General features: G+C 73.0%; 22 protein-coding genes. 8 read left to right on the top strand and 14 right to left on the bottom strand.

Annotated elements, in window-relative coordinates; genetic code table 11:
• Nucleotides 1-333 precede the first annotated feature (333 nt).
• Entirely contained in the window at nucleotides 334-834 is a 501-nt protein-coding gene (locus ABZ671_RS26100) for a hypothetical protein (RefSeq protein ID WP_357862827.1), read from the top strand.
• Between the two features lie 76 nt (nucleotides 835-910).
• Here ABZ671_RS26100 and ABZ671_RS26095 read toward each other — a convergent pair whose 3' ends face one another.
• Genes ABZ671_RS26095 through ABZ671_RS26060 form a run of 8 tightly spaced genes read right to left on the bottom strand, consistent with a single transcriptional unit; the run spans nucleotide 911 to nucleotide 8,555 of the window.
• Nucleotides 911-2,149 carry a beta-ketoacyl synthase N-terminal-like domain-containing protein gene (locus ABZ671_RS26095; protein WP_357862825.1) on the bottom strand — a complete coding sequence of 413 codons (1,239 nt, stop codon included), beginning with the start codon at nucleotides 2,147-2,149 and terminating at the stop codon, nucleotides 911-913.
• Complete coding sequence (locus ABZ671_RS26090; RefSeq protein WP_357862823.1) at nucleotides 2,146-3,414, bottom strand: beta-ketoacyl-[acyl-carrier-protein] synthase family protein; 1,269 nt, start codon at nucleotides 3,412-3,414, stop codon at nucleotides 2,146-2,148. Before ABZ671_RS26090 ends, ABZ671_RS26095 begins: the two co-directional genes overlap by 4 nt.
• Complete coding sequence (locus ABZ671_RS26085; protein WP_357862821.1) at nucleotides 3,411-3,818, bottom strand: cupin domain-containing protein; 408 nt, start codon at nucleotides 3,816-3,818, stop codon at nucleotides 3,411-3,413. Before ABZ671_RS26085 ends, ABZ671_RS26090 begins: the two co-directional genes overlap by 4 nt.
• On the bottom strand, nucleotides 3,811-4,536 hold the full coding sequence (locus tag ABZ671_RS26080) for an SRPBCC family protein (RefSeq protein WP_357862819.1): 726 nt from the start codon (nucleotides 4,534-4,536) through the stop codon (nucleotides 3,811-3,813). The genes ABZ671_RS26085 and ABZ671_RS26080 overlap by 8 nt, the downstream gene beginning before the upstream one ends.
• Entirely contained in the window at nucleotides 4,536-6,044 is a 1,509-nt protein-coding gene (locus ABZ671_RS26075) for an acetyl-CoA carboxylase biotin carboxylase subunit (RefSeq protein WP_357862817.1), read from the bottom strand. Before ABZ671_RS26075 ends, ABZ671_RS26080 begins: the two co-directional genes overlap by 1 nt.
• The gene (gene accB, locus ABZ671_RS26070) at nucleotides 6,044-6,520 is read right to left on the bottom strand and encodes an acetyl-CoA carboxylase biotin carboxyl carrier protein (RefSeq protein WP_357862815.1); all 477 of its coding nucleotides are present in this window, start codon (nucleotides 6,518-6,520) and stop codon (nucleotides 6,044-6,046) included. The genes ABZ671_RS26075 and accB overlap by 1 nt, the downstream gene beginning before the upstream one ends.
• Nucleotides 6,517-8,226 carry an acetyl-CoA carboxylase carboxyltransferase subunit alpha gene (locus ABZ671_RS26065; protein ID WP_357862813.1) on the bottom strand — a complete coding sequence of 570 codons (1,710 nt, stop codon included), beginning with the start codon at nucleotides 8,224-8,226 and terminating at the stop codon, nucleotides 6,517-6,519. The genes accB and ABZ671_RS26065 overlap by 4 nt, the downstream gene beginning before the upstream one ends.
• Entirely contained in the window at nucleotides 8,223-8,555 is a 333-nt protein-coding gene (locus ABZ671_RS26060; protein ID WP_357862811.1) for a TcmI family type II polyketide cyclase, read from the bottom strand. Before ABZ671_RS26060 ends, ABZ671_RS26065 begins: the two co-directional genes overlap by 4 nt.
• Before the next feature lie 443 nt (nucleotides 8,556-8,998).
• On the opposite strand from ABZ671_RS26060, the gene ABZ671_RS26055 reads away from it, so the two are divergent.
• The 4 genes from ABZ671_RS26055 (at nucleotide 8,999) to ABZ671_RS26040 (ending at nucleotide 11,352) form a co-directional block, all read left to right on the top strand.
• On the top strand, nucleotides 8,999-9,805 hold the full coding sequence (locus tag ABZ671_RS26055) for a BTAD domain-containing putative transcriptional regulator (RefSeq protein ID WP_357862809.1): 807 nt from the start codon (nucleotides 8,999-9,001) through the stop codon (nucleotides 9,803-9,805).
• 88 nt (nucleotides 9,806-9,893) lie between these two features.
• Nucleotides 9,894-10,250, top strand: a complete 357-nt coding sequence (locus tag ABZ671_RS26050) for a TcmI family type II polyketide cyclase (protein WP_357862807.1) — start codon at nucleotides 9,894-9,896, stop codon at nucleotides 10,248-10,250.
• A gap of 113 nt (nucleotides 10,251-10,363) precedes the next feature.
• A complete protein-coding gene (locus ABZ671_RS26045) occupies nucleotides 10,364-10,996 on the top strand; it encodes a helix-hairpin-helix domain-containing protein (RefSeq protein ID WP_357862805.1) in 633 nt (210 codons plus the stop codon).
• Nucleotides 10,997-11,145: 149 nt separating this feature from the next.
• Nucleotides 11,146-11,352, top strand: a complete 207-nt coding sequence (locus tag ABZ671_RS26040) for a hypothetical protein (protein ID WP_357862803.1) — start codon at nucleotides 11,146-11,148, stop codon at nucleotides 11,350-11,352.
• Between the two features lie 25 nt (nucleotides 11,353-11,377).
• Here the strand turns inward: ABZ671_RS26040 and ABZ671_RS26035 are convergent, their stop codons facing one another.
• The 4 genes from ABZ671_RS26035 to ABZ671_RS26020 form a co-directional block, all read right to left on the bottom strand.
• A complete protein-coding gene (locus tag ABZ671_RS26035) occupies nucleotides 11,378-13,486 on the bottom strand; it encodes an amino acid transporter (protein WP_357862801.1) in 2,109 nt (702 codons plus the stop codon).
• Nucleotides 13,487-13,607: 121 nt separating this feature from the next.
• Nucleotides 13,608-14,039: a hypothetical protein gene (locus ABZ671_RS26030; protein WP_357862799.1), complete on the bottom strand. Its 432-nt coding sequence runs from the start codon at nucleotides 14,037-14,039 to the stop codon at nucleotides 13,608-13,610.
• 50 nt (nucleotides 14,040-14,089) lie between these two features.
• Complete coding sequence (locus ABZ671_RS26025) at nucleotides 14,090-14,860, bottom strand: DUF5995 family protein (protein ID WP_357862797.1); 771 nt, start codon at nucleotides 14,858-14,860, stop codon at nucleotides 14,090-14,092.
• A gap of 106 nt (nucleotides 14,861-14,966) precedes the next feature.
• Nucleotides 14,967-17,903 (bottom strand): AAA family ATPase, encoded by a 2,937-nt coding sequence (locus ABZ671_RS26020; RefSeq protein ID WP_357862795.1) that lies wholly within the window; start codon nucleotides 17,901-17,903, stop codon nucleotides 14,967-14,969.
• 197 nt (nucleotides 17,904-18,100) lie between these two features.
• Here ABZ671_RS26020 and ABZ671_RS26015 point away from each other — a divergent pair, with 197 nt between their 5' ends.
• Nucleotides 18,101-19,903 (top strand): adenylate/guanylate cyclase domain-containing protein, encoded by a 1,803-nt coding sequence (locus tag ABZ671_RS26015; protein ID WP_357862793.1) that lies wholly within the window; start codon nucleotides 18,101-18,103, stop codon nucleotides 19,901-19,903.
• Between the two features lie 180 nt (nucleotides 19,904-20,083).
• On the opposite strand, the gene paaI is transcribed toward ABZ671_RS26015, so the two are convergent.
• Both paaI and paaK read right to left on the bottom strand, forming a co-directional pair.
• A complete protein-coding gene (paaI, locus tag ABZ671_RS26010) occupies nucleotides 20,084-20,476 on the bottom strand; it encodes a hydroxyphenylacetyl-CoA thioesterase PaaI (RefSeq protein ID WP_357862831.1) in 393 nt (130 codons plus the stop codon).
• 37 nt (nucleotides 20,477-20,513) lie between these two features.
• Nucleotides 20,514-21,821 carry a phenylacetate--CoA ligase PaaK gene (paaK, locus tag ABZ671_RS26005; RefSeq protein WP_357862791.1) on the bottom strand — a complete coding sequence of 436 codons (1,308 nt, stop codon included), beginning with the start codon at nucleotides 21,819-21,821 and terminating at the stop codon, nucleotides 20,514-20,516.
• Nucleotides 21,822-21,952: 131 nt separating this feature from the next.
• Between paaK and ABZ671_RS26000 the strand changes: the two genes are divergently transcribed.
• Nucleotides 21,953-22,432, top strand: coding sequence for a CrcB family protein (locus ABZ671_RS26000; protein WP_357862789.1), 480 nt, complete (start codon nucleotides 21,953-21,955; stop codon nucleotides 22,430-22,432).
• Nucleotides 22,429-22,791, top strand: coding sequence for a fluoride efflux transporter CrcB (gene crcB, locus ABZ671_RS25995; RefSeq protein WP_357862787.1), 363 nt, complete (start codon nucleotides 22,429-22,431; stop codon nucleotides 22,789-22,791). Before ABZ671_RS26000 ends, crcB begins: the two co-directional genes overlap by 4 nt.
• The last annotated feature ends 2 nt before the right edge of the window (nucleotides 22,792-22,793 follow it).

Raw genomic sequence — 22,793 nt, 5'->3', positions numbered from 1 at the left:
AAACGCATGGGCTACGGCCGCGCCAACTTCGACCTGCTCCGCAAACGCATCCTGCTCCAGGCGTGAGCCCCCGTCACAAGATCAGCGACAGAGCCCGTCAGCGCGTACCGGACTCTGTAGCGGAACCCGTACGCCGACATCAGGCCAAGGACCGCGGTCAACTCCGCTTCGAAGTCGGCGCGCACCTGGCGGACAGCAGCGGCTTCGCCGTGCTCGGCTTCGAGCAGGACGAGCCGCCGGGTGACCTGGCACAGATGTCGCCTCGGTCAACTACGGCAAGCCGTCACCCTGGCGGAAACCGCACGGACCAGCGACCCAGCTACGAGCCCGAAGGTGTCGGCAATCCTCGACCTGCGGGCTGCTGAGGTGTACGCCAACAACCGGTCGGTTGCTGATACCCGCCGCGCGCTCGACAGCGCCTTCGATCGGCTTACCGATGGTCGGCCCGAGCATGGCGATCCAGACTGGTCCTATTGGATCAACGAAGCTCAGGCCCACGGCCAAGCCGGATACTCCTTCGTCAAACTTGAGGACTGGCCGCGCGCCCGCGAGCACCCACGAACAGCGCTGCGTCTACAGGGCAACGAGTACACCCGCGAGGGCTCGCTGCGCAATGCCCTCCTCGCGACGACCTACGTTCGGCAGGGGCACCCCGACCTGGACAAGGCACTTGCCCTCGGTGACCGGGCCGTTGCGACCCTCACCGGCCAGGTCACCTCCGCCAGATGCATCAAGCATGTCCGCAATCTGGTCGGCGCCCTGGCTCCGTACCGGCGTACCCCCGCCGTCCGTCGATTCTGTCAAGACGCAAAGGTCTCATCGCCACCTAAATGACGGGTTGCCGTCGCCGCCGTCATCCCATCCAGGTCATCCCGTTCCGTTCCCGCATCAGTGGATCGAGGCTCAGTTCTCACGTCGGGGGTGGGGCGGCGCCGCGCAGCACCAGCGCGCTGTTGAAGCCGTCGAAGCCGCGCGCCCCGACCAACGCGATCCGGCTGCGCGGCGGGCGGGGCGACCGCAGGAAGGCCAGCTCACAACCCTCGGCGGGGCGCTGCGGGCCGGCCGAGGCGGGCAGCAGGTGGTGGTCGAAGGCGAGCAGCGCGGTCGCCACGTCCAGCGCCGAACCGCCCTGGTGGGCCCGACCGGTCAGCGGCTTCTGCGTGGTGACTGACGGGGTGCACTCGCCGAACACGGCGCGCAGGGCGTCCGCCTCCGCGCGGTCGTACGCGGGCACGCCTAGCGCGTCCGGCCAGATCACGTCCACGTCGTGCGGGCGTACCCGGGCTCGGTCCAGGGCCAGCCGCAACGCGCGGGCGTAGTGGGCCGGGTCCGGGCCGGCGACGGGGTCGGTGGGGGCGGCGTCGTGGGTGGCGGCCCAACCGGTGATCTCGCCGTAGATGCGGGCACCCCGCTCCAGCGCGTGCCCCAACTCCTCCACCACGAAGACGGCCCCACCCTCGGCCGGCACGTAGCCGGCGGCGTCGACGTCGAACGGCCGGTACGCCCGCTGCGGGTCGGCGACGTCGCTGAGCAGCCCGGAGCGGAGCTGGCAGGCCAGCGCGTACGGGCTGAGCGGGCACTCGGTCGCCCCGGCGACCACCAGCGGGGTGCCCCGCCGGACGGTCCGCACCGCGTGGGCGAGGCTGTCCAGCCCGCCGGCCGCCTCGGACACCGTCACCCCGGACGGCCCCTTGAACTGGTGATGAATGGACAGCTGCCCGACGCTGGCCGCGTAGAACCAGGCGATCGACTGGTACGCCCCGACGGTCCGCGTCGGGCCGCCCCAGAGCCGTTGCAGCTCCCGCTGCCCGAACAGGTTGCCGCCCGAGGAGCTGGCCAGGGTGACCGCCCACCGGTACGGGTCGGGGGCCCGCGCCGGCAGGCCGGCGTCGGCCAGGGCGAGCCGGGTGGCGGCGAACCCGAGGTGGGTCCACCGGTCGGTCTGCACCCGCTGCCGGGAGTCGGCGAACCCGGCGGCGTCGAAGTCGGGCACCTCCCCGGCGATCCGGGTGGGGTAGCCGGCCGGGTCGAACAGGGTGATCGGCCCGATGCGCCGGGCACCGGCGAGCACGGCGGCCCAGTGCGCGTCGGCGCCGACCCCGGTGGGCGCCACCACCCCGATGCCGGTCACCACCGCCCGCACGGTCACCGCGCCACCGCCAGCCGCTGGAAGATCATCGCCGATTGGAAACCGCCGAAGCCGCTGCCGACCGACAGGGCCACGTCCACCGGCACCTCCCGCGCCTCGTTGGGCACGTAGTCCAGGTCGCACTCAGGGTCGCGGGTGGTCCAGTTGGCGGTGGGCGGCACCACCCCGTACTCGATGGCGAGCGCGCAGGCGGCCATCTCGATCGAGCCGATCGCGCCGAGCGAATGCCCCACCATCGACTTGATCGAGCTGATCGGCACCTGGTACGCGGTCGCCCCGAGCGCCCGCTTGAACGCGGCCGTCTCGTGCCGGTCGTTCTGCCGGGTGCCGGAGCCGTGCGCGCTGACGTACGACACGGCCGACGGGGCGAGCCGGGCCTGGCGCAGCGCGTCGGTGATGGCCAGGGCCATCTCCACCCCGTCGGGGCGCAACCCGGTCATGTGGAAGCCGTTGCTGCGGCTGGCGTAGCCGGCCACCTCGCAGTAGACGTGGGCGCCCCGGCGGCGGGCGTGCTCAGCCTCCTCCAACACCAGCACGGCCGCGCCCTCGGCGAGCACGAAGCCGTGCCGGTCGGCGTCGAACGGCCGGGACGCGTGCTCCGGGTCGTCGTTGTCGGGGCTGGTGGCCCCGATCGCGTCGAAGGAGGCGACGGTGACCGGGGAGATCGGCGAATCGGCGGCGCCCGCGAGGACCACGTCCGCCTCGCCGTCGACGATGAGCTGGTGGGCATAGCCGATGGCGTCGATGCCGGAGGTGCAGCCGGTGGAGACCACCTGGGCCGGGCCGTGCAGGCCGTGCCGGCAGGCCACGTCCGCGGCCAGGCTGCTGGGGACCAACGCCTGATAGAGGTACGGCCCGCCGAGGGTGTGGTCGACCAGCCAGCGCCGGCCGGAGTCGCTGACCCGGACGTACTCCCGCTCCAGCGCCATGGTGCCGCCGACGGCGGTGCCGAGCACCACGCCGGCCCGGTCCCGCTCAGCATCGGTGAGGGTGAGCCCGCTGTCGGCGAGCGCCTCGGTGGAGCAGGCGAGCGCGAACTGCACGTACCGGTCGGCGCGCTGCCGCTCGGCGAGGGTGATCCCGGCGGCGTCAGGATCGAAGTCGCACTCGGCGGCGATCTGCGAGCGGAACGGCGAGGGGTCGAAGAAGGTGATCCGCCGGGTGGCGGTGCGCCCCTCGGTGACGGCCTTCCAGAACCGGTCCCGGGTGGCGCCGCCCGGCGCCACGACGCCGACGCCGGTCACCACCGTACGCCGGCTGGTCATGACGGTTCCCGAGGCGGCGGGGTGACCTCGGTGTCGACGTGGCCCAGTTCCGGGCGGGGGGCGAGCGGTCCCAGGTGGAACACCACCTCGGCCGGTTCGTCACCGGTGTTGCGCAGCCGGTGCCGCACGTCCTTCGGCACGAAGAGCGCCTCCCCGGCACGCAGCGGCACCGGGCGGTCGTTCAGGTCGACGGTGATCCCGCCGCGCGCCACGTAGAGGAACTCCTCGCTGTAGGGGTGGTAGTGCTCGGCGATCCGCTCCCCCGGTCGCAGCGTGGCCACGCCCATGAAGCCCGAGGTGCTGCCGACCGTACGGGGGCCGAGCAGCACCCGTAGCTCGCCGCCGCGCCGCCGGTCGGCGGGAACGTCACCGGCGTGGACGGGGGCGGTGGTGATCTCAGGCATCCCGGTTCCCGTTCCCGGTCGACGCGGCTGCCCGCCGCTCGATCCGTTCCTTGATGACGGCCAGTTGCACCTTGCTGTTGGCGTTGATCCGGTCGGTCATGCCGGCGTTGTCCACGGGCGCGTCGCGCTTCATCGCGAAGTCCTGCACCCAGGTCATCCGGGTGCCGCCGGGGATCTCCTCATAGCACCAGTGGATGTGCATGTACTCGAACGGCCCGGTCTCCACCCGGTGGGCGTGGACCTGCCGGGTGGCCCGGTCGGCGGTGCGTTCGCTGACCCAGCTCCACGCCACGCCGTTCTCGTCGGGGTGCATGGTGAGCCGGAACCGCACCGTGTCGCCGGTCCGGTCGAGAATCTCGACCGCGGCGTACTCGGTGAACAGCTCGGGCCACCGGGCGACGTCGTTGGTGATCTCCCAGACCAGCGGCAGCGGCGCGGCGATGTCTGTCCCGTTCTCGGTGTGCCCGGGCGGGTCGACCCGCCGGGCCACCAGGTCGGCCACGCCGGCGATACTGAGCTGCGCGGCCTGCTCGGGAATCCGGACCCGCCACCGGTCCGCGACGACGGCGGACAGTTCGAGCAGAGCGAGCGAGTCCATGCCCAGTTCCGCCAGGCTGGCGGCCGGGGTTTGAGCGGCGGCGTCGGCGTCCAGGCCACAGCGCGTGACCAGAATGTCGATGATCTCGGCGGTGTACGGTCGATCGGAAGCGACGGTCATCAGGTGCTCCTCAAAGGCGCGGCGGTGACGGGGGAACGGCCGGCCGGGTCTGCGTCGGCGCGGACAGCGGGCACGGCGGGTGCAGTGGGCACGGCGGGGGCGGTGACCGGCACGGCGGGGGCGGTGACCGGCACGGCGGGGGCAGTGACCGGCTCGGCGGCGGGAGTGAGCAGCCGGTCGACCAGGCCGGTGGTGTGGCGTCCGGCGCGAAAGGCCGGGTCCCGCAGCACCCGCCGGACGAACGGAATGGTGGTGCGCACGCCCGGACCGGTCACCTCGAACTCGCGCAGCGCGCGGTCGAGGCGAGCGAGCGCGCCTTCCCGGTCCGGCGCCCACACCGCCACCTTCGCCAGCAGCGAGTCGTAGTGCGGGCTGACCAGAAGGCCCGCGTGGCCGTGGGTGTCGACCCGGGTGAACGGGCCGCCGGGCGGGCGGAACCGGTCGAGCCGCCCGGGGGTGGGCGCGAAGTCACGATCCGGATCCTCCACGTTGACCCGGCACTCCACCGCCACCCCGCGAAGCCGGACCTGCTCCTGCCGCAGGCGCAGCGGCGTACCGGCGGCGACGTGCAACTGCTCGTGGACCAGGTCGACGCCGGTGACCAGCTCGGTGACCGGATGCTCGACCTGGATCCGGCAGTTGATTTCCAGGAAGTGGCACTGTTCGGCCTCGTCAACGAGGAACTCGACGGTCCCGGCGCCGGTGAAGCCGACCGACAGCACGCCCCGCAGCGCCGTCTCGGCGAGGGTGTCCAGGGTGGACTGGCGCAGCGCAGGAGCAGGTGCCTCCTCGACCAACTTCTGGTGGCGGCGCTGCACCGAGCAGTCCCGGGTGCCCAGGTGCACCCCGTTGCCGTGGTTGTCGCAGAGCACCTGCACCTCGACGTGCCGGGCGTCGGCCAGATACCGCTCGACGTACACCCGGTCGTCGCCGAAGGCGACCTGCGCCGCGGCGCGGGTACGGGCGTACGCGCGGGGCAGCTCGGCGGCGGAGCGGACCACGGTCATCCCACGCCCGCCCCCGCCGGCCGCCGCCTTGACGATCACCGGATACCCCACCTCGGCGGCCACGTCGAGCGCGTCGGCGGCGGTCGGCAGGGGCTCGACGCTGCCCGGCGGCAGTGGCAGCCCCGCCTTGCTCATCAGCGCCCGCGCGGTGGACTTGTCGGCCAGCACGGACATCACCTGCGGCGGCGGGCCGACGAAGGTGAGCCCGTTCGCGGCGCAGATCTCGGCGAAGTCGGCGTCCTCGGAGAGGAAGCCGTAGCCGGGGTGGACGGCCTGCGCGCCCGTCTGCCGGGCGGCCTCGACGATCGCGGCCGCGTTGAGATAGCTCCGCCGGCTGGCCGCCGGCCCGATCCGGACGGTCTCGTCGGCGAGCCGCACCGGAAGCGTCTGGGCGTCGGCGCTGGAGTGCACCACCACGGTACGGATGCCCAGTTCCCGGCAGGCTCGCAGCACCCGCAGCGCGATCTCGCCCCGGTTGGCGATCAGCACCTTCTCGAACATCAGTCACCCCGCTCGGTGAACGGTTCCAGGGCGAGCAGCGGCTGGTCGTACTCGACGGGCTTGCCGTCGGAGACCAGCACCTCGACCACCCGGCCGGCCTGGTCGGCGGTCACCTCGTTCATCAGCTTCATCGCCTCGACGATGCCCACCACCTGACCGGGCCGGACCAGGTCGCCGACGGTCACGAAGGGCGCGGCGCCGGGTTCCGGGGCCCGGTAGAAGGTGCCCACCACCGGCGCCCGCACGGCCAGCCGGTCGGGCCCGGGCACCGCCTCCGCGGCCGGTTCGGCAACCGGCTCCGGGCCGGTACGCGGCGCGGTGGCCGCCTCGGCCGGGCCGTGCCACTCCACCTCCAGCACCGTCGCGCCGCTTCGCAACCGGACCCGGCGGACCGGGCCGGCCAGTTCGGCGACGAGCTTGCGCGCGTGCCGACTCAGCTCTTCCAGCACCTCGTCGGGATGGCTCGCCGTGGTCATCGGATCGTCCCTGCCGTGCGGGCCGCGCCGTAGCGGCGGAAGCGCTGCCGTCGGCGGCGGACCAGCGTGGCCGTCGGCACGTCGAGCAGCGGGGCGAGGTTCGCCGCCACCGCCCGGCCCAGCAGATCGGCGGCGCCGGCCGGGTCGTGGTGCGCGGCGGGGCGCGGTTCGGGCACCACCTCGTCGACGACGCCGAGCCGGCACAGATCAGCGGCGGTGAGCCGCAGCGCGCGGGCGGCCTGCGGCGCGGCCGAGCTGTCCGACCAGAGGATGGCGGCACAGCCCTCCGGGCTGATCACCGAGTAGACCGCGTTCTCGAGCATCAGCACCCGGTCGGCGACCGCGAGGGCGAGGGCCCCGCCGCTGCCGCCCTCCCCGGTGATCACCGCCACGACCGGCGTGGGCAGGACGGTCAGCGCGAGGATGTTCTCGGCGATCGCCGCTGCCTGCCCCTGCCGCTCGGCACTCACTCCAGGGTCGGCACCGGGGGTGTCCACCAGGGTCACCACCGGCAGGCGGAGCCGGGCCGCGAGACGCATCAGCCGCAACGCCTTGCGATGCCCGGCGGGGCTGGCCATGCCGAAGTTGTGCGCCACCAGCTCGGCGGTGGTGTGTCCCTTCTGGTGGCCGATCACCATCACCGGCCGCCCGGTGAGCCGGGCCACCCCGCCGACGATCGCCGGGCAGTCCGCACCCAGCCGGTCACCGTGCAGCTCGACGAAACCGTCGAAGGTCGTCTCCAGGTAGTCCAGCGTGGTGGGCCGGCCGGGGTGCCGGGCCGCGCGTACCGTCGCCCAGGCGTCCCGCTCGGGCCCCGCCCCCGTCGCGGGCCCGGCACCGGCGGCGGTCGCCGGTCGCGGCACCTGCCGGGGTACGGCCGGATTTTGCCGGGCCGCCCGCCGACCCGTCTGCCCGGCGGCGAGCAGCACGGTCAGGCGGCCACGCAGCGCGTGCCGGGGCACCACCATGTCGACCTGCCCGTGCTGGAGCAGGAACTCGGCCGTCTGAAAACCCTCGGGCAACGTGGCGCCGGTGACCTGCCGGATCACCCGGGGACCGGCGAAGCCCATCCGCGCGCCGGCCTCGGCGAGCACCACGTCGGTGTTGGTGGCGAAGGACGCCGCCACCCCGCCGTACGTCGGGTCGGTGATCACGCTGACGGTGAGCAGGCCGGCCTCGCGCAGCCCGGCGATCGCCTGGCTGACCGTGGCCATCTGCATCAGCGACAGCGCGCCCTCCTGCATCCGCGCGCCACCGGAGGCGGTGACCAGCACCAGTGGCACCTCGTCGGCCAAGGCCCGCTCGGCGCTGGCGGTGATCAGCTCACCGACCGCGCTGCCCAGGCTGCCGCCGAGGAAACGGAAGTCCATCACCGCGAGGGCGACCCGTTGACCGCCGATGCGGGCCGTGCCGCAGAGCACCGCCTCGTGCAGCCCGGTGCCGGTCCGGGCGGCACCGAGCCGGTTCGGGTACGGCAGGGTGTCGACGAAACGGATCGGGTCGACCCGGGCCGCCCGGTCCGGCAGCGGCGTGAACGAGTCCGGGTCGGTCAGTTGCGCCACCCGGTCGGGGGCGTCCAGCCGGGCGTGCGCCCCGCACTCCGGGCAGACGTCGAGGTTGCGGCGCAGCCGCTTGCGGTACAGCAGCGAGGCGCAGCCGTCGCAGCGCGACCAGAGCTGTTCGTCGCGGGGGGCGGTGGTGGTCATGGCCGCCGCCCGGGGCCGTCGTAACGGTAGAAGCAGTGGGCCATCGCGTCCCGGGGTGAGCGCCACGTCGGCAGGTACGGCGAGACGTACGGCCGCAGCCGCTCGCTGATCCGAACGAACTCCGGATGCCCCCGGGCATCCTCGACGGCGCCCTCCGTCGGCAGCTCCGTCTCCAGCAGATGAACGTAGAGATCGTGCAGCCGATAGAGCGACCGATGCCGAACGCCGACCAGGCCCGGCAGTTCGGTGGCATCGGACTCGGCGAAGATCTCGGCAACCCGAGCCTCGGCGGTCGGCACCACCTTGGCGACGATGAGCGAACGGTCCATGGTCAGCCTTTCCCCCTGGGACGCATCCCCGCCGGCGGGTGCCACCGGTCGCGCCGGACGACTTCCGCCACCGTGCCGCCGGCACCGTCAACGCCGCGTCACCCGCCGGCCATTCAGGCCGAAGTTTCGTGACGCTGCGTTGACGGAACCTGTGCCGGAGCTATGCAAAGATCATCCGACGCCAATGCGTCAGCGACACTTATTCGCAGTTCAGCACCCGATCGCATCAAACCCCGGCGACAGGTCGCTACACAGAAGGACTGTTGACGCAGCGTAACATCGATTGATAACCTCCGTTCCGGTCAGCCCGGCGAAGACGTCGTCCGCCGGCACGGCGGAGCCGTTCCGACATCGAGGTCGCGGGCCGCCGCGCCGGGCAACAGAAACGGTCGGGACGAGGGTTCCGGCGCAGGAGGGTTGCATCCGTGGGCGGTAGATCAAGGATGCCGACGGCCGGGGACCCCTCCGCACCCCGGGTTTCGCTGCACCTGCTCGGCGGCTTCCGGCTGCTGCACGACGACGCGCCGGTGGTGGTGCCCCGAGGGCTGCAACGGGTCATCGCGGTGATCGGACTGCGACCCGGCGCCACCCGCAGCCACCTGGCCGGGCTGCTCTGGCCGGAGGCATCCGAGGAGCGGGCACTGTCCTCGCTGCGCACCGCCCTGTGGCGGCTGCGCCAGGACCCGTGCTGCCCACTGGTCACCGACGGCGACACCGTACGCCTCGGCGACGCCGTCCACCTCGACGTCGACGAGTTGGTCGAGATCACCGCCCGGGTCCGGGACGGCGAGCTGCCGCCCACCGCCAGCAACACCGGCCGACACGACCTGCTCCCCGGCTGGTACGAAGACTGGGTACTGCTGGAACGCGAACGCCTGCGCCAGCTTCGGCTGCACATGCTTGAGCAACTCGCCGGCAACCACCTTGCCGCCGGCCGGCACGGTGAGGCGCTCGAGGCGGCTCTGGAGGCGATGGCCGCCGAACCGCTGCGGGAAACCCCGCACCGCCTGGTGGTACGCATCCATCTCGCCGAGGGCAACGCGTTCGAGGCGGTGCACGCCTTCTACGTCTACCGGGATCTGCTGCTGCGCGAGCTGCGCCTGGAACCGTCCCCGGCGATGTGCGCGCTGCTCGACGACACTCTCGCCCCGATCCGGCACGCCACCCGGCGCCAGCCGCCCGATCCGCGGCGGCCCACCGTCGACCCGACACCGCATTCACCATCGTCACCGAGCAGGCACCGTCCGTGACGAAGGGGTGACAGTCAGCCGGGCACGCTCTCTGCATGCCGCCGCCCCTCGCCCCCGGGCCAGGGGGTCGCCGACGAGAGGGGTCCCAATGAGTCGACTGTTGGTCGTCAGCCGGATCGTGCCGGGCGCGGAGGGGCGGGTGGCCCAGATCTTCGCCGAGTCCGACGCGACCGAGCTGCCCGCTCTGACCGGCGTCCGGCACCGGTCGCTGTACTGCCTGCACGACCTGTGCGTACACCTGATGGAACTCGCGGACGTCGACCCGGACGCGGCCGCCGGAGCCCGCAACCACCCGCTCTACCGACGGGTCAACGAGCGGCTGTCGGCACACACCTCGCCGTACCTGCCGACCTGGCATTCTCCTCGGGACGCCGTCGCCGGCTGCTTCTACAGCTGGGACGCCGCCGACGCGACCTTCTACGCCCGCCCAGGCGCGGAGGGCTGAGGTCGCCTGATAGGCGGCCAAGCTTCCGGCCTCGCTGCCATTTCCGACGTATGTGTGCGAAGCTGCCCCGTGTTCTTACACGACTGTCGTTCACATACGAGGAGGAGTTGCCCGTGTCGCCCAGTTCCGCGCTCTGGCTGGTCGGGATCCTGACTGTGGTAACGGGCCTGGTGATCTGGCGGGTGCTGGCCGGAGGCCGCACCACCGCTGGCCCGTCGGCGCCCAACGTGGAGGGTGATCCCGTGACCACCACCCCGCCGGCCACCGATGTCGTTGAGCCGGGCCCCGCCCCGGCCGAGGCGGCGCAGCCCGTCGCCGTCGAGGCCGAGCCGGTCACCATCGAGGCCGAGCCGGTCACCATCGAGGCCGAGACCATTTCCGCCACGGCCGAACCGGACCCGGTCGCCGCCGACGTGGAGCCCGCTGCGGTTCCCGCCGAGCCGGCCGCCCCGGCGATCATCCCCGCGCCGCGCGTCTCGGTCGAGAACAACACGGCCGCGACGCAGCCCGTCGCGGCCCCGGCCACCACCGAACCCGCCGACGACTTCCAGAAGATCCAGGGCATCGGGCCGAAGATGGCGGCCGGTCTCCAGGCCGCCGGCATCCGCACCTACCAGCAGCTCGCCGAGCTGGACGAGACGGCGCTGCGGGAGGTCCTCAAGGCGGCCGGCCTGCGCGCCGCGCCGGGCCTGGCGACCTGGCCGCAGCAGGCAAAGGTCCTGGCCGGCACCCCCGCCGAGGCCTAGAACGTGCCGGCTGGCGCAGGCGCCTGATTCTGTCCCGGGCCGGTGCCGACGACGTCGCCACCGGCCCGGGCGGCGCCGTTTGGCGATCGCCCGGGGTTGGGTACAAGGGGCTTCACCTCGGATCCACCTCACCCCCGTGGAGGCACCCCATGCGCGGCACCTCGATCGTCAGCGGCCTGGTCGTCATCTGGCTCATCATCGGCGCGATCGCCGCCGGACAGCGCGGGTACTACACCAGCGGCGAGAAGAACTGCGCCGAGGCGGGCACCATCCTGGTCACCATCCTCGCCGGCCCGCTGAACTACATCGGCGCCAACCCCAAGGTGGGCTGCAAGCTCCCCGAGCCGTCCAGGTGAGCCGCCACCGTCCCTCGCCCCCTGCTCAACCGACGTGGATGCCGGGGCGGTGGGTGGGATTCGGCTCGGTCTTGCGGATGATCTCGCGGACCACCGGTGGCGTGTCGCCGCGGCCGAGGATCAGATAGCGCAGCAGGTGCGCGATGGGATTTCCCTCGGACCACTCGAAGTGACAGTGCGGGCGGACCCCGGTGGCGTCCCGGAGGGCCAGCAGGATGGCGGCGATCGCGTTCGGCGCGGCGGGGCTGCTGGCCCGCAGGATCCGATACCCGCCGACCTCCACCCCATGCACCCGCAGGACCTGGCTGAACTGCGACGGGTCGCTCACATCGATCTCCAGGAACAGCACATCGGCGGCGCCCGGCACCGGGTTCATTCCGCGCTGCGCGCGCTCCTTGACCCGGTACTCCTTGAGCGAGCCGTTCTGCCGTTTGTTCGCGATCAGGTGCAGCCGCCCGTCGTGGGCGACCGACTCGGCGACGAACCGCCGGGCCGGCTCGTCGAACTCGATCCGCTCGGCGCGCAGCTCGGTGGTCCGGGACACCCGGGAGATCAGCGAGACGGCGATGATGCCGGCGATGAACAGGCCGGAGATCGCGATGCCGTCCGGTTTCTCGATCACGTTCTCGGCGAGGGCGTAGAGCAGCACCACGCTGAGCACCGTGAACCCGATCCCGGCGAAGGGGTGCCGCGCCCGGTACGCGGAGATGGTCACCGCGATCGCACCGGAGACCATCATCGCCAGGATCCCGGTGGCGTACGCGCCGGCCTGGGCGTTGACGTCCGCCCGGAAGGCGATCGTGAGGGCGATGCTGATCGCCGTGTAGACCAGCACCACCGGACGGATGGCCCGCCCCCACTCCGGCGCCATGCCGTACGCGGGCAGGTAGCGGGGCACGATGTTGATCAGACCGGCCATCGCCGAGGCGCCGGCGAACCAGAGGATCAAGATACTGCTGATGTCGTAGATCGTGCCGAACCCCTCGCCCAGGTGCTCGTGGGCCACCCAGGCCAGCGCCCGCCCGTTCGCCCCACCGCCGGGCTGGAACTCCCTGGGCGGGATCAGCACCGTGGTGACGAACGCGGTGGTGATCAGATAGACCGACATGATCAGTGACGCGGTCGCGAGCAGCTTGCGGGTGTTGCGGATCCGCGCCTCCAGCCGCGCCTCGGTGTCCACACCGTTTCCCTTGATCAGCGGCATCATGCTGACCCCGGTCTCGAAACCGGAAAGCCCCAGCACCAGCAGCGGGAAGGCCAACACGGACGTGCGAACCAGGCCACCGAACCCACCGGTGGTGGTGGTCAACCGGTGCGTCCAGTCACCGACCACCGTCGGGTTGGCGATGATGTGCGACAGACTGACGACCACGATCACCCCGTTCAGCACGAGGAAGACCGCGACGAGGGGAATGGCGACCCGCACCGCCTCTTGGAACCCCATCAGGAACACGCCACCGAGGATGAGCAGCAGGACTCCGGTCACCACCACCGCGGCGGTGCCGCCGTGCGGGAACGACTTCGGCAGGTACGGGTTCTCCAGCAGGTGCACCGTGGCATCGGCGGACGACAGCGTGATCGTGACGATCCACGACGTGGCCACGAAGCCGAGCAGCACCAGTACGAAGATCTTGCCTCGCCAGAACGGCAGCAGCCGCTCCAGCATGGCCACCGAGCCCTGACCGTGCGGACTCTCCCCGGCCACCCGTCGGTACATGGGCAGCATTCCGAACAGGGTCAGCGCCACGATCAGCAGGGTGGCCAGCGGGGAGAGCGCCCCGGCCGCCAACGCGGCGATACCGGGCACGTAGGAGAGGCTGGAGTAGTAGTCGAGACCGGTCAGGCACATCACCTGCCACCAGGGGTGCGTGGCCGTCTGGTGCTCCCGGGTCTCCGGGCCGACCGGCTGCACCTGATGCTGGGACAGCCATCGACTCAGCGGGCTGGCCGGCTCGCGCGGCCGTACCGGGCTCTCCATGCAGGCGGGGATCTCGATCGCCTTTCGGCCGGCGCGGTCGCCGTACTCCGGGTCGCGGGCGGCGCGCAGCGCCCGATCCGCCGCGGTGGCCTGCGCCTGGTTGCGCCGCCCCCGCGGGCGTCGGGGCTGCGACGCCCCGTCCCGTCCCTCCGCCATGTGCCACCACCTTCGGGCCCACAACCGACGGTAGGCGGTATCCGGCGCACCGCCCGGCCGAACCCGACAACCGGCAGAGATCGTCAGGGCGCAAGGAGTGCCGGCGCCGACGGCGGGGCGGTCAGCCGGCGGGCCACGGGCGCAGGGCGTCGCGCAGCCCCTCCGGATCGGCGACGGTCAGCGTGGCCGCCGGGTGGCGCAGCCAGAGGCCGGGGGCCAGCGCCGGCACCGGGGCGGCGAAGCGGACGCAGACCCCGGCGGCCACGCTGCTGCCGAAGGTGACCCCGGCGTCGGCGAGGGACAAATGCGGCCCGATCGCCCGCCACCAGCGGTACGGGCCGCTCAGCTCCACGCCGGTGACGTTGCTCCGGGCGGTGTGCAGCCGCCAGGGGCCGAACACCACAGCCAGTTTGTCGGGGCCCAGCTCGACCCGGGCCGTCTCCGGTCGTATCCCGAGCAGGGCCAGGGGTAGCCGGAACGGCGGGTCGAACCGGAACGCGAAGACCCGGGTCGGGCCACCCCGGGTCGGCCCGACCGTGTCGTCATGCGGCATGAGCCGGACGTACCCGGTTCGACCCGGCCGACACGCCCCGGGGGCTACGGCTACTGGAGGAACGCGCCGAGCGGCGAGAGCAGCAACCGGCCGAGCCGGGCCGCGTGGTCGTCCAGCCGCTTCCGCTCGCACTCGAGGGCTTCCGGGGCGTGCCGGCAGCGCCAGATCTTCTGCGCGTTGCGCCAGGCGACGTTTCGGGTGTATTCCACCAGTTCGCCCTGGTACCAGTCGTCGATGTCGCCGTTCAACATGTCGATCATGAGCTGCCAGTGGTCCAGGTAGCCCCGGCGCAGCTCCGGGATCCGCTCGGCGAAGATCTTGTTGATCTCCAGATAGTCGCGGTGCTGCTCACTGCCGTCGACCGGCTCGGACTCCAGGCTGTCGAACGTCGTCACCAGCGCGAACGGAAGGTCGTAGTTGATGTGCGCGTTGACCCCGGCGGCGGCCGAGGGCAGTGGCCGGGCGTCCGGGCCGCGCATCCGCTTGAACAGGCACGACCACGCCTTGGGGGTGTTCGGGCTGGACTCGGTCCAGAACCGCAACGCGTCGAAGTAGCGGGCGGCGAACTCCACGTCCAGCCGGGCCAGGAACACCGGATCGCCGAAACGGTCGTCGTAAAGGCCGTCCAGGACGCTGGTGGTGATGGTCAGATAGAGCTTGTTGAAGTCCGCCAGGGGGCAGCTCTGCTCCAGCGGAGGCAGCCGGACCAGCAGGTCCTGCAGCTTGGTGAGGTGGTCGACGACCGCCGGCACGTCGGCGGGATGGTCGGCGAGCAGCCCGACGATGTCCTGCTGCACAGGACCCCACACGGTTTCGATCATCTTCCCTCCACTGTGGCGACCGCCTGCGGCGTCACCGGCGACGCTGGACAGCCTGCCAGTCGACGCGGACCCCTCGGATCGGTAGAACGACGTATTCGCCGGGTTCTCAATGGTTACGTAGGAAGATCGCGCTGGCCTGCACCCGGGTGCGAACCTGGAGCTTGTCGAAGATGTGCGACACGTGGACCCCGATGGTCCGTTCGCTGATGAACAACCGCTGGCCGATCTCCCGGTTGGTCAGTCCCTCGGCGACGGCGGCGAGCACCTCGCGTTCCCGGGCGGTGAGCACCGCCAACTCGTCCGCCGCCGACGAGGCGGCCGGCGCCGCGGCCCGGGGCCGGGGCGCGGGACGGGCGGCCGGCACCTCCTCCAGGGGCACCCGCGCGCGGCCGGCCAGCGTCCGGATCTCCGAACTCAACGGCACCGCGCCCAGCGCCTGCGCCATCTGGTACGCCTGCCGCAGCAGCTTGCCCGCGGTGGCCACCCGGCTGCGCCGGGCCAGCAACGCCTCGGCCTGCCGCAGCCGCGAGTACGCCGCCGGGTAGGGGTGGTTGCGCCGGTCCCACTCGGTCGCCGAGCGGGCCCACAGCTCCGGGTCACCCCGGCCGTCGTCGAGCCGGCTGATCTCGGCGTCGCAGAGCGCCAGGAAGGCGTCCGCGACGTAGCGCACCGGGGCGGGGGCCTTCTCGCTCCGGCCGGCCACCCGGTCGACCACCTCGCGGAGCCGTCGTACCGCCGTCGGGTCCACCGCGATCGTCCGGCTCGCGTACGCCTCGGCCTCCGCGCGCAGCCCGTGCCAGGCGAGGGTGGCGAGCACGATGACGTCGTCCGAGCGGCTCTCGGTCAGCCCCCGCTGGACGGCCTGCCGGGCCAGGTCGTGCCGCCCCTGCCACATGGCCAACCCGGCCCGCAGGATGAGCATCGGCAGCACGTGCCGGGCTCCGCCGCCGGCGAGCATCGTGGCCACCGCCTCCAAGTCCCGGTCGGAGGCCTCGATGTCGCCGTACCCGACGGAAAGCCGGCAGCGGGCGAGCAGCAGCTCCACCGCGTCGGCACCGGAGGGACCATGCCGCAGTGCCGCCGCGACCACCTTCTCCGCCTCGGCCCACTGCCCGACCCGGAACAGCCCGTTGGTGGCGATGGCCAGCAGCCGGGTCCCCCAGGTGCGGCCGAGACCCAGCTCGGCGACCCGCTCGGCGCCCCGGCGGGCCACCACCACGCCCTCCTCGAGGATGTTCAGCGGCCCGGTCAGCAGCTCGGCCAGGTGCAGGTACGCGCACGCCACGTCTTCCGGCCGGCCGGACCGCTCGGCGGTCTCCAGGGCCTGCCGCATGACGGCCAGCCCACCGTCCGGGTCCTCCAGGAAGGCCTCGCTGTAGCCGAGCGCGGCGCTGGCCAGCACCACCTCCGAGGTGGTGCCGTCCACCGCACCGGCCAGTTCCAGCGCCTCCCGGGCCTGGTCGCCGGCCTCGGCGTACCGACCGAGGTGCAGCAGCAGCTCGGCCAGGTACGCAGCGGCGGTGGCCCGCTCGCGGGGCGGGCAGTCGGCGTCCGTCAGGGCCTGCCGGTACTCGGCCTCGGCCAACGCCGACCGCCCGGCCGCAGCCAGATACCGGGCCCGGCGGATGTGCAGGACGCAGGCCCGCAGGCCGGCGGGTTCCCCGGCCAGCTCCTCCAACAGCACCAGCGCCCGAGCGTGCTCGCCGCAGTGGTGTGCCGTCTCGGCGGTGTGCTCCAACAGCTGCGCGCGGCTCACGGTGACCCCAGCGGGCCGGTCGGCACCCCGGGAGACCGCCGCCGGGGCGGCGGCCAGCTGCAACGCCGCCGACCAGTGCCGGTGCGCCTCGGCATACCCGTGCAGCCGTTCGGCCTCGCGCGCGGCGGCCATCGCGGCCGGCAACGCCCGATCCGGTTCGCCGGCCAGCCGCCAGTGATGGGCCAGGCGGGCCTGGTGCAGCTCGGCGGTGGCCGAGGTGAGCACCTCGGCGTAGCGGCGGTGCAGCGCGGCGCGCTCGGCGGGCAGCAGCTCGTGCGCCAGCACCTCGGCGACCAGCCGGTGCCGCAGCCGGTAGCCGTCGTCGGCGCCGATCAGCAGTCGGTGCGCCACCGCGGCCCGGACCGCGTCGATCAGCTCGGCCTCGGACAGCTGGACCACTTCTGCCAGTAGCCAGTGCTCGACCGGTTCGACGCCCGCGGCGACCGCGTGCACCGCGGCGTGCGCGGGCTGCGGCAACGCGTCGACCCGCGCCAGGAACACCTCGCGCAGCGTGTCGGAGAGCCCGTCGCGGCCGTCGCGCAGGTCGCGGGCCAGTTCCTCGACGACGAACGGGTTGCCACCGCTGCGCCGCCACATCTGGTCGGCGGCGTCCGACGGTAGCGGCGCCCCGACGATCGCCGCGGCTAGTTCGTCGGTGCCGGCGCGGTCCAGCGGCGCCAGGTCGAACACCCGGACCGATCGCAGCCGGCGCAGCTCAGTAAGGACCCGACGCAGCGGATGCGCGCCCTGCAGCGCCTCGGCCCGGATCGCGGCCAGCACCGACAGCTGCAGATCGCTGAGGCCGGCGAGCAGGTAGAGCAGGAGTTGACGGGTGCTCCGGTCGACCCACTGGAGGTCGTCCAGGACGAGTACCAGCGGACGGCCGCCGGCGACCGCGTGCAGCCCTTGGGACACCCGCTCCAGCAGCGCGCCCGCGCCGTCCGGCCCCGGGGTCTCCTCGTCGAAGACCTGGAGCAGACCGCGCACCGCCGAGGCGGTCCGAGCGTCGGTGGGCTCGGCGTCGAGACGGCGCAGCGCCTGCCGCAACGGATGCAGCGGGGAGGCGTCGCCGATGTCCAGGCAGGAGCCGGTGAGCACCAGCGCGTCGGAGGACCGCAGCCCGTCGTTGACCTCGGCCAGCAGCCGGGTCTTGCCCACCCCGCTCTCGCCGGTGAGGAAGACCGCTGCGGTGTGCCCGGGCGCGACGCCGTCGAGCAGCGCCGACCGGAGCATCGTCAGGATGTCGGCACGGCCGACGAGCGGTGCGGTATCCACATCGCTGCCCATGGCCCCGCAGCCTAGCCACAGGTCCCCGCACCGTTCTACGGGATCGGGGTGCCAGTGGCACGTTCCGCGTCGACATTGCGACGAAAGGTTGCGGGTGGCCGAGATACGTCGTCCTACGGATCCCCGCACGGTCCGGCGGTGAAAGTCTCCATAGGTCGTCAGGCACCGGTCGCAGTGAAAGGGTGGGTGCGATGCCAATGGCCACGATCGTGGGGATTCGGAAACCCGCCACCGCCGCCCGTTGGCCGGTGCCCGAGGAACGACGTGTGGTCACCGTTCTCTTCGCCGACATCGTCGGCTCGACCGGCCTGATCGAGCGACTCGACCCGGAGGACGTCCGAGAGCTGCAACGGGCGTACTTCACCACGGTCGCCGGGGTGCTGCGCCGGTGGAACGGCGTGGTGGAGAAGTACGTCGGCGATGCGGTGATGGCGCTGTTCGGGGCGCGCGGCTCCGACGGGTTCGACGCGTACCGAGCGGTGCGCGCCGGGCTGGAGATCCAGGAGACGCTGAACCGGCGGGCGCCGGCCGGGACCCGGCTGCGGGTCCGGGTCGGCGTGGCGACCGGCGAGGCCCTGGTCGACCTGGCCGCCACCCGCGACGGTGGGCACGGCACGGCCAGCGGCGCCGTGATCACCACTGCGGCCCGCCTGCAGGAGTACGCCCCGCCGGGTGGGGTGGTCGTCTGCGCGGCGACCCGCCGGGCCACCGCCGGCCTGGTCGAGCAACGCCCGCTGGCCACGATGGCGGTGGCCGGCAAGGCGTTTCCGCTGGACCTCTGGCGGGTGATCGGGGTGGCCCGGCCGGCGCCGACCCGTCACCAAGGCCCGTTGATCGGCCGGCGGCGGGAGTTGGCCACCGCCTGCGACGAGATCACCCGCGCGGTCCGCGATGGCCAGCCGCGCTGGGTCTCTGTGGCCGGGCCGGTCGGCAGCGGCCGAAGCCGGCTGCTGCACGAGCTGGCCCGCGCGGTGCCGACCGTGGACGGACGACCGGTCCGCTGGTGCGTGGCCCACTGCCCGCCGTACCCGGACGGGGAGCTGGCGCCGCTGGCCGACATGGTCCGCGCCTTCGCCGGGGCCCGCGACACGGGCCCCACCGAGACCGTACGCCAGCGGCTGGCCGGGGCGTTGGACGGGCTGCTGCCGGCGGACCGGCGCGGCGCGGCGGCCCGCGCGCTGGCCGACTTCGTCGCGGCGCCGGGGGACGCGGGGGCCTCGGGTCGCGGCGCCGAGGCCTGGCGGGAGGTGCTGCTCGCCCTGGCCACCTCAGTGCCAGTGGTGGTGGCGGTGGACGACCTGGACCGCGCCGCCCCGACGCTGAGCCGATTCCTGCACCGGCTCTTCGCCGCGGCGAGCGAGCGGCAACTGCCGCTCGTCGTGGTCGCGACGCACGGGCCGGGCTGGGCCGATCTGCTGCCCGACGCCGCCGGTCGGCGTCGCCACGTGCCGCTGCCCGCGCTCGGCGCCGTCGACACCGGACGGCTGCTGCGGCAACTGCTGGACCGGGCCGGCCGCCCGGCCGCGCTGGCCGCGGAGCTGCTGCCCCTGGTCGGCGGCAACCCGGCCGTCGCGCGGGCGCACGTCCGGGCGCTCGGCGAGGACGCTGACCCGGCCGGGGTGCCGGAGGCGGTCCGGCGCATGGTCGACGCCCGACTGGACCAGCTGAACGGACACCAGCGGGCGGTGCTGATGGCGGCTGCGGCGCACCGCGCGAACGTCGACCCCGGCACGGTCGAGCAGCTGCTCGACTGGCCGGCGGGCCACGCCGAGCCGGTGCTGCGCGCCCTGCTCGCGGCCGGTCTGCTGCGCCGGGCCGGCGGTGGGTACGCCGTCGCCGACGCGACGGTCGCCCGGGTGGCGCGGCACCGGCTGCCCCGCGCGCTCCGGGCGGAGTTCGCCGGCCGGATGCTCGCCCGGCTTCCCCTGGCGACCCGCCGCACCGCCTTACCCGATGGCTTGCGCGCCGTCGGGAGATCGCCGGCACTCGCCGCGGCCTGAGCCCGGCGTCGGGGTGGAGCGGGCACGGGGCTGCTCCACCCCGGCGTCATCCCGGACGACTGCTCGCCGGCCGGCCCGGATGCGGCACCCATGTCGCGGGCATCCCGGACGGCACGGCGTTCCTCGCCTCCTACCGACCTGATGGCGTAAACGATTCAGGCCTGGTCGCCGTGGCTGGGCTCAGCCGTCGGCACCGCCTCTCGTGGCCTGGGACAGCGTGCGGCTACGACCGCGGAACTCGGCGACCACCTCGTCGTCCCGCCAGACGGTGACGTCGTAGATGCCGCTGCGGCCGTAGCGGACCCGCTCGGTGGCGCGGGCCTCGAGCAGGTCACCCTCGCGGACCGGGCGTAGGAAGTTGATCTCGCCGCCGGCGGCCACGGTGGCCGGGCCGTGGCTGTTGCAGGCCAGCGCGAACGCGGTGTCGGCGAGCAGGAAGACGAAACCGCCGTGGCCGATCGCGTGCCCGTTGAGCATGGCCGGGGTGACTCGCATCCGGGCCACCGCCGCGCCGCCGCCGGCCGTGACCAGCTCGATGCCGAGCCCCTTGGAGGCCACATCGACGTCGAACATGTCATGCGCCGCGGTGCGGCCGTCGTGCTCCACGATGTCAGTTCCCCTGCCGCTGGTCGACGATCCGGCGCATCTTACCCATCGACCGTTCCACCCCGTCGGGCTCGATGACCTGCACCGTCACGCTCACCCCGATGGTGTTCTTGACCTGCTGCACGAGGGCCGCCCCGGCCAGCTCCGCCTCGTCGGTGGCCACCCCGGTCCGCCGCTCCACCCGGACGGTGAGGGTGTCCATCCGGCCCCGCCGGTCCAGCACGCACTGGAAGTGCGGCGACAGCGCCGGCGTACGCAGGATCAGCTCCTCGATCTGGGTCGGGAAGACGTTCACCCCACGGACGATCATCATGTCGTCGGTCCGGCCGGTGATCTTCTCGATCCGCCGCATCGTCCGGGCGGTGCCGGGCAGCAGCCGGGTCAGGTCCCGGGTGCGGTAACGGACGACCGGCATGGCCTCCTTGCTGAGCGAGGTGAGCACCAGCTCTCCCTGCTCGCCGTCGGGCAGCACCTCGCCGGTGACCGGGTCGATGACCTCAGGATAGAAGTGATCCTCCCACAGGTGCAGGCCGTCCTTGGTCTCCACACACTCGACGGCGACCCCGGGCCCCATCACCTCGGACAGCCCGTAGATGTCCACCGCGTGCATGTTCAGGCGCTGTTCCATCTCGCGGCGCATGTCCTCGGTCCACGGCTCGGCACCGAAGATGCCGACCTTGAGCGAGGTGGACCGGGGGTCGACGCCCTGGCGTTCCATCTCGTCGACGATGGCCAACATGTAGCTGGGCGTGACCATGATGAGGTCCGGCTCGAAGTCGCGGATCAGCATCACCTGCCGCTCGGTCATGCCGCCGGAGACCGGAATGACCGTGCAGCCCAACTCCTCCGCGCCGTAGTGCGCGCCCAGGCCGCCGGTGAAGAGCCCGTAGCCGTAGGCCACATGCACGCGGTCGCCGGGACGGCCGCCGGAGGCGCGGATGGAGCGGGCCATGAGCTTCGCCCAGGTGGCCACGTCGTCGCGGGTGTAGCCGACCACCGTGGGCCGGCCGGTGGTGCCGGAGGAGGCGTGCAGCCGAGCGATCCGCTCCCGGGGCACGGCGAACATCCCGAAGGGGTAGTTCTCGCGCAGCTCCGCCTTGCTCGTGAACGGGAACCGGGCCAGGTCCGACAGCTCGCGCAGATCGTCCGGGTGCGCCCCGGCCGCCTCGAAGGCCCGGCGGTAGTGCGGCACGTTGTCGTACGCGTGCCGCAGCGACCACCGCAGCCGGTCCAACTGCAACGCCCGCAGTTCGTCCACCGACGCCCGCTCGACGGGTTCCAACTCGTCGGGACGAGGGGTGCGGTCCTGCACGGTTGCCTCCTGCGCGATGGCCCCGGCGCCGCCGCGCGCCGAAGGATGTCGCACACCGTACGCCCGTACCGGCCCGTCGTGCCAGGTCAGGCGCCGCCCCGGCCGGCACGGTTATGATCGGCGCAGACACCATGAGCCGACCACCCGAATTTCCCGTCGACCCCGACGTCGACCTGCACGTAGCCGCCGACCGGCGGGAGTTGATCGCCCACCCGGCGGCGGTCCTCGGTGCCATCGCCGCCGGCGGGGTGCTCGGCGCGCTGGCCCGGGCCGGCCTACAGACGGCTTTTCCGCATCCGCCCACCGGCTTCCCGTGGGCCACCTTCGGCATCAACGTCCTCGGCTCGCTGCTGATCGGCGCGCTGATGGCGGTGCTCACCGCCCGCCCGGCCGGCCCACTGGCGCGGCCGTTCCTCGGCGTCGGCGTGCTCGGCGGCTTCACCACCTTCTCCACGTACGTGGTGGACACACAGCGGGCGGCGACGGCCGGTGCGCCGGGGACGGCGCTGGCGTACCTGGCGGCGACCCTGGTCGGGGCGCTGGTGGCGGTCTGGGCGGGGGACGCGGTCGCCGGCCGGCTGCTGTCCCTGGTCGGTGGGGCGGCCCGGTGACCGTCCTGCTGATCGCGATCGGGGCCGCGCTGGGCGCCCCCCTGCGCTACCTCACCGACCGGGCGGTGCAGGCCCGCCACGGCTCCGTTTTTCCCTGGGGCACGTTGACCGTCAACGTGGCCGGGTCGCTGCTGCTCGGCGCGGTGGCCGCGGTCCCGACCGCCCCTGCGGTAGGCGCGCTGGTCGGCACGGGCTTCTGTGGCGCGCTGACCACCTGGTCGACGCTCAGCTATGAAACCCTGCGGCTGGCCCGGAACGGCGCCCGCCGCCACGCGCTGGCGAACGCGCTGGTCAGCGTGGTCGCTGGGCTTGCCGCGGCGTCCCTGGGGTACGCGTTGACTCGCGTGATCACCGGCTGACC

Source organism: Micromonospora sp. NPDC006766 (genome assembly GCF_040636055.1).
GTDB lineage: Bacteria > Actinomycetota > Actinomycetes > Mycobacteriales > Micromonosporaceae > Micromonospora.
Note: the sequence above shows the minus strand (reverse complement) of the source record. Positions and strands in the feature narration are given on the sequence as shown.